Source organism: Nocardioides sp. CPCC 206347 (genome assembly GCF_048654605.1).
In the GTDB taxonomy this organism is placed as follows: Bacteria; Actinomycetota; Actinomycetes; order Propionibacteriales; family Nocardioidaceae; genus Nocardioides.
In genome coordinates this window covers 1-5,521 of sequence record NZ_JBMCYZ010000014.1, presented here as the reverse complement: position 1 = coordinate 5,521, position 5,521 = coordinate 1, and the positions used below count along the sequence as shown (strand labels likewise).

The 5,521-nt window shown below is 55.6% G+C and carries 3 rRNA genes; all 3 read left to right on the top strand.

The features are described from left to right. Window positions 1-152 precede the first annotated feature (152 nt). Window positions 153-1,671, top strand: a 16S ribosomal RNA gene (locus ACOACQ_RS24055). Between the two features lie 455 nt (window positions 1,672-2,126). Beyond that, a 23S ribosomal RNA gene (locus ACOACQ_RS24050) occupies window positions 2,127-5,248 on the top strand. 149 nt (window positions 5,249-5,397) lie between these two features. Next, window positions 5,398-5,514: ribosomal RNA gene (gene rrf, locus ACOACQ_RS24045) — 5S ribosomal RNA — on the top strand. Together the 16S, 23S and 5S rRNA genes form the textbook arrangement of a ribosomal RNA operon. Window positions 5,515-5,521: the final 7 nt, after the last annotated feature.

Here is a 5,521-nt window from a genome sequence, read left to right as displayed (position 1 = left end):
TTGAGAACTCAACAGTGTGTCATGCATATAGATTGTTGTGACTGTTTTGCGCTGACTGCCTTTGGGTGGTTGGTGTGTGGTTTCGGCAATATGATTGATTCTGATTAGTAGTGATACTTGTCAGGGTTTGTTGTTTGTCAGTATTGGATTTTCTTATGGAGAGTTTGATCCTGGCTCAGGACGAACGCTGGCGGCGTGCTTAACACATGCAAGTCGAGCGGAAAGGCCCTTTCGGGGGTACTCGAGCGGCGAACGGGTGAGTAACACGTGAGTAATCTGCCCTGCGCTCTGGGATAGCCACCGGAAACGGTGATTAATACCGGATATGACATGTCCCTGCATGGGGGTGTGTGGAAAGTTTTTTCGGCGCAGGATGTGCTCGCGGCCTATCAGCTTGTTGGTGAGGTAATGGCTCACCAAGGCTTTGACGGGTAACCGGCCTGAGAGGGTGACCGGTCACACTGGGACTGAGACACGGCCCAGACTCCTACGGGAGGCAGCAGTGGGGAATATTGGACAATGGGCGGAAGCCTGATCCAGCAACGCCGCGTGAGGGATGACGGCCTTCGGGTTGTAAACCTCTTTCAGTACCGACGAAGCGAAAGTGACGGTAGGTACAGAAGAAGGACCGGCCAACTACGTGCCAGCAGCCGCGGTAATACGTAGGGTCCGAGCGTTGTCCGGAATTATTGGGCGTAAAGGGCTCGTAGGCGGTTTGTCGCGTCGGGAGTGAAAACCATGGGCTTAACTCATGGCTTGCTTTCGATACGGGCAGACTAGAGGTATGCAGGGGAGAATGGAATTCCTGGTGTAGCGGTGAAATGCGCAGATATCAGGAGGAACACCGGTGGCGAAGGCGGTTCTCTGGGCATTACCTGACGCTGAGGAGCGAAAGTGTGGGGAGCGAACAGGATTAGATACCCTGGTAGTCCACACCGTAAACGTTGGGCGCTAGGTGTGGGACCTATTCCATGGGTTCCGTGCCGTAGCTAACGCATTAAGCGCCCCGCCTGGGGAGTACGGCCGCAAGGCTAAAACTCAAAGGAATTGACGGGGGCCCGCACAAGCGGCGGAGCATGCGGATTAATTCGATGCAACGCGAAGAACCTTACCTGGGTTTGACATACACCGGAAGCCCCCAGAGATGGGGGTCTCTTTGATACTGGTGTACAGGTGGTGCATGGCTGTCGTCAGCTCGTGTCGTGAGATGTTGGGTTAAGTCCCGCAACGAGCGCAACCCTCGTTCTATGTTGCCAGCACGTAATGGTGGGGACTCATAGGAGACTGCCGGGGTCAACTCGGAGGAAGGTGGGGATGACGTCAAGTCATCATGCCCCTTATGTCCAGGGCTTCACGCATGCTACAATGGCCGGTACAAAGGGCTGCGATCCCGTGAGGGGGAGCGAATCCCAAAAAGCCGGTCTCAGTTCGGATTGGGGTCTGCAACTCGACCCCATGAAGTCGGAGTCGCTAGTAATCGCAGATCAGCAACGCTGCGGTGAATACGTTCCCGGGCCTTGTACACACCGCCCGTCACGTCACGAAAGTCGGCAACACCCGAAGCCGGTGGCCTAACCCTTGTGGAAGGAGCCGTCGAAGGTGGGGCTGGCGATTGGGACGAAGTCGTAACAAGGTAGCCGTACCGGAAGGTGCGGCTGGATCACCTCCTTTCTAAGGAGCACACCCTGCTCGGTGGCCGAATGTGTCGCTGAAACTTTGGGTTGTTCACTAGTGGAACACAACATTTCTTACTTGCCTGGTCGACAGTTGCTGTCCTTTCTGGATGGTGTTGTTGGTTGGTGTGGGTGTGCTGACACGCTGTTGGGTATCTGAGGCATCAGACGAGCCTTCCCTGGTAGATCCCTTGCGGGATTGGGGTGGGTGAGCTGGTTGGGCTTCTTGGTTGTTTGATTTATTCATAGTGGACGCGAGCATCCGCCCGCACGATGCGTTGTTCAGGCTCCTTGTTGTTCGAGGGGGTGAGCACGTTGGTGGTGGGCGGTTTTTGTTTGTGTTGTTTCGTGATTGTTTTAGTGTTCTTGAGAATTTGAGTTATCCACGCGAAGCACTGCATGTATGGCGCCCTGTTGTTTGAGTGGTTGTTGTGTGTGTTGGTGGTTTGTTGTGGGCAAGTTATTAAGGGCACATGGTGGATGCCTTGGCATCGAGAGCCGATGAAGGACGTGGGAGCCTGCGAAATGCCCTGGGGAGTTGGCAACCGAGCGTTGATCCGGGGATGTCCGAATGGGGAAACCCAGCTGGAGTTATGTCCAGTTACCCACATCTGAATAAAATAGGGTGTGTGGAGGGAACGTGGGGAAGTGAAACATCTCAGTACCCACAGGAAGAGAAAACAACCGTGATTCCGAGAGTAGTGGCGAGCGAAATCGGATGAGGCTAAACCTATATCGTGTGATAGTCGGCAGACGTTGCGGTGTAGGGGTCGTGGGAATATCGTTGTTGCGCCTGCCGGTGTGACGCACAGTCAGAAACCAGTGTTGAGGTCGAAGTCCGTTGGAAAGCGGTGCCGTAGCGGGTGATAGCCCCGTAGACGATAGATGCTGGCTGTGTTCGGTATCTCCCAAGTAACACGCCACTCCTGGAATGGTGTGTGAATCTGGCGGGACCACCCGTTAAGCCTAAATACTCCTCGATGACCGATAGCGGACAAGTACCGTGAGGGAAAGGTGAAAAGTACCCCTGGCGGGGAGTGAAATAGTACCTGAAACCATGTGCCTACAATCCGTTAGAGCCTTCCTTGTGTGGGTGATAGCGTGCCTTTTGAAGAATGAGCCTGCGAGTTTGCGGTGTGTGGCGAGGTTAACCCGTGTGGGGAAGCCGTAGCGAAAGCGAGTCTGAATAGGGCGCTTTAGTCGCACGCTCAAGACCCGAAGCGGAGTGATCTACCCATGGGCAGGTTGAAGCGCCGGTAAGACGGCGTGGAGGACCGAACCCACTTAGGTTGAAAACTGAGGGGATGACCTGTGGGTAGGGGTGAAAGGCCAATCAAACTCCGTGATAGCTGGTTCTCCCCGAAATGCATTTAGGTGCAGCGTTGCGTGTTTCTTGCCGGAGGTAGAGCACTGGATAGCCGATGGGCCCGACCAGGTTACTGACGTTAGCCAAACTCCGAATGCCGGTAAGTGTAAGCGTGGCAGTGAGACTGCGGGCGATAAGGTTCGTAGTCGAGAGGGAAACAGCCCAGACCATCGGCTAAGGCCCCTAAGAGGCGGCTAAGTGGAAAAGGATGTGGAGTCGCAGTGACAACCAGGAGGTTGGCTTGGAAGCAGCCACCCTTGAAAGAGTGCGTAATAGCTCACTGGTCAAGTGATTCCGCGCCGACAATGTAGCGGGGCTCAAGCCGCCCGCCGAAGCCATGGCATCGACGTATTAACTCAAGCCTTCGTGGTTCAGAGGCGTCGATGGGTAGGGGAGCGTCGTGTGGCGAGTGAAGCGGCGGAGTGATCCAGCCGTGGACGCCACACGAGTGAGAATGCAGGCATGAGTAGCGAATCACGGGCGAGAAACCCGTGCGCCGAATGATCAAGGGTTCCAGGGTCAAGCTAATCTGCCCTGGGTAAGTCGGGACCTAAGGCGAGGCCGACAGGCGTAGTCGATGGACAACGGGTTGATATTCCCGTACCGGCGAAATGGCGCCCATGATGAGCCCGGTAATGCTAACCACCCGAAACTTCATCTACCAGAGCCTTCGGGCCGAGGGGTTGGAGCGGAGCGTGGAACCCGAACCGGTAGTAGTCAAGCGATGGGGTGACGCAGGAAGGTAGTCCAACCGCCGCGATGGTAGACGGCGGGTAAGCGTGTAGGGGACGTGGTAGGCAAATCCGCCACGTGGCCATTTGGTTGGTGACCCTGAGACGTGATGCCGACCCCGTATGGGGGAAGTGGATGATCCTATGCTGCCGAGAAAAACCTCTAGCGAGCCATGAGCCGCCCGTACCCCAAACCGACTCAGGTGATCAAGTAGAGAATACTAAGGCGATCGAGACAACCATGGTTAAGGAACTCGGCAAAATGCCCCCGTAACTTCGGGAGAAGGGGGGCCCGGATCGTGACCCCACTTGCTGGGTGAGCGTGAAGGGCCGCAGAGACCAGGCCCAAGCGACTGTTTACTAAAAACACAGGTCCGTGCGAAGTTGTAAGACGATGTATACGGACTGACTCCTGCCCGGTGCTGGAAGGTTAAGAGGACGGGTTAGACGCAAGTCGAAGCTCAGAATTTAAGCCCCAGTAAACGGCGGTGGTAACTATAACCATCCTAAGGTAGCGAAATTCCTTGTCGGGTAAGTTCCGACCTGCACGAATGGAGTAACGACTTGGGCGCTGTCTCAACCATGGACTCGGCGAAATTGCACTACGAGTAAAGATGCTCGTTACGCGCGGCAGGACGGAAAGACCCCGGGACCTTTACTATAGTTTGGCATTGGTGTTTGGTTCGGCTTGTGTAGGATAGGTGGGAGACTTTGAAGCAGCCACGCCAGTGGTTGTGGAGTCAACGTTGAAATACCACTCTGGTCGTACTAGATGTCTAACCTAGGGCCATGATCTGGTTCAGGGACAGTGCCTGATGGGTAGTTTAACTGGGGCGGTTGCCTCCTAAAGAGTAACGGAGGCGCTCAAAGGTTCCCTCAGCCTGGTTGGCAATCAGGTGTTGAGTGTAAGTGCACAAGGGAGCTTGACTGTGAGACAGACATGTCGAGCAGGGACGAAAGTCGGAACTAGTGATCCGGCAACTGCGAGTGGAAGCGTTGTCGCTCAACGGATAAAAGGTACCCCGGGGATAACAGGCTGATCTTCCCCAAGAGTCCATATCGACGGGATGGTTTGGCACCTCGATGTCGGCTCGTCGCATCCTGGGGCTGGAGTAGGTCCCAAGGGTTGGGCTGTTCGCCCATTAAAGCGGCACGCGAGCTGGGTTTAGAACGTCGTGAGACAGTTCGGTCCCTATCCGCCGCGCGCGTAGGAAACTTGAGAAAGGCTGTCCCTAGTACGAGAGGACCGGGATGGACGAACCTCTGGTGTGCCAGTTGTACCGCCAGGTGCATGGCTGGTTGGCTACGTTCGGAAGTGATAACCGCTGAACGCATCTAAGCGGGAAGCACGTTTCAAGATGAGGTTTCCCACCCCCTTGTGGGGTTAAGGCCCCCAAAAGATTATTGGGTTGATAGGCCGGAGGTGTACAGCAGCAATGCCCAGCCGACCGGTACTAATAGGCCGAAGACTTGCCACAACAAATCCCCAACACACTTAACAAACACAGGGGCACCACAAACACGCGTCCACTATGAACCACCCCCAACACCACCAGGTGCAGGCGGGTTCACCCCGACCAGGGGAGAACTCCCACACACCATTGGTGGGACAGAGGGGTAATAGAGTTACGGCGGCCATAGCGGCAGGGAAACACCCGGTCCCATCCCGAACCCGGAAGTTAAGCCTGCCAGCGCCGATGGTACTGCAACCGAGAGGCTGTGGGAGAGTAGGACGCCGCCGGACATACATT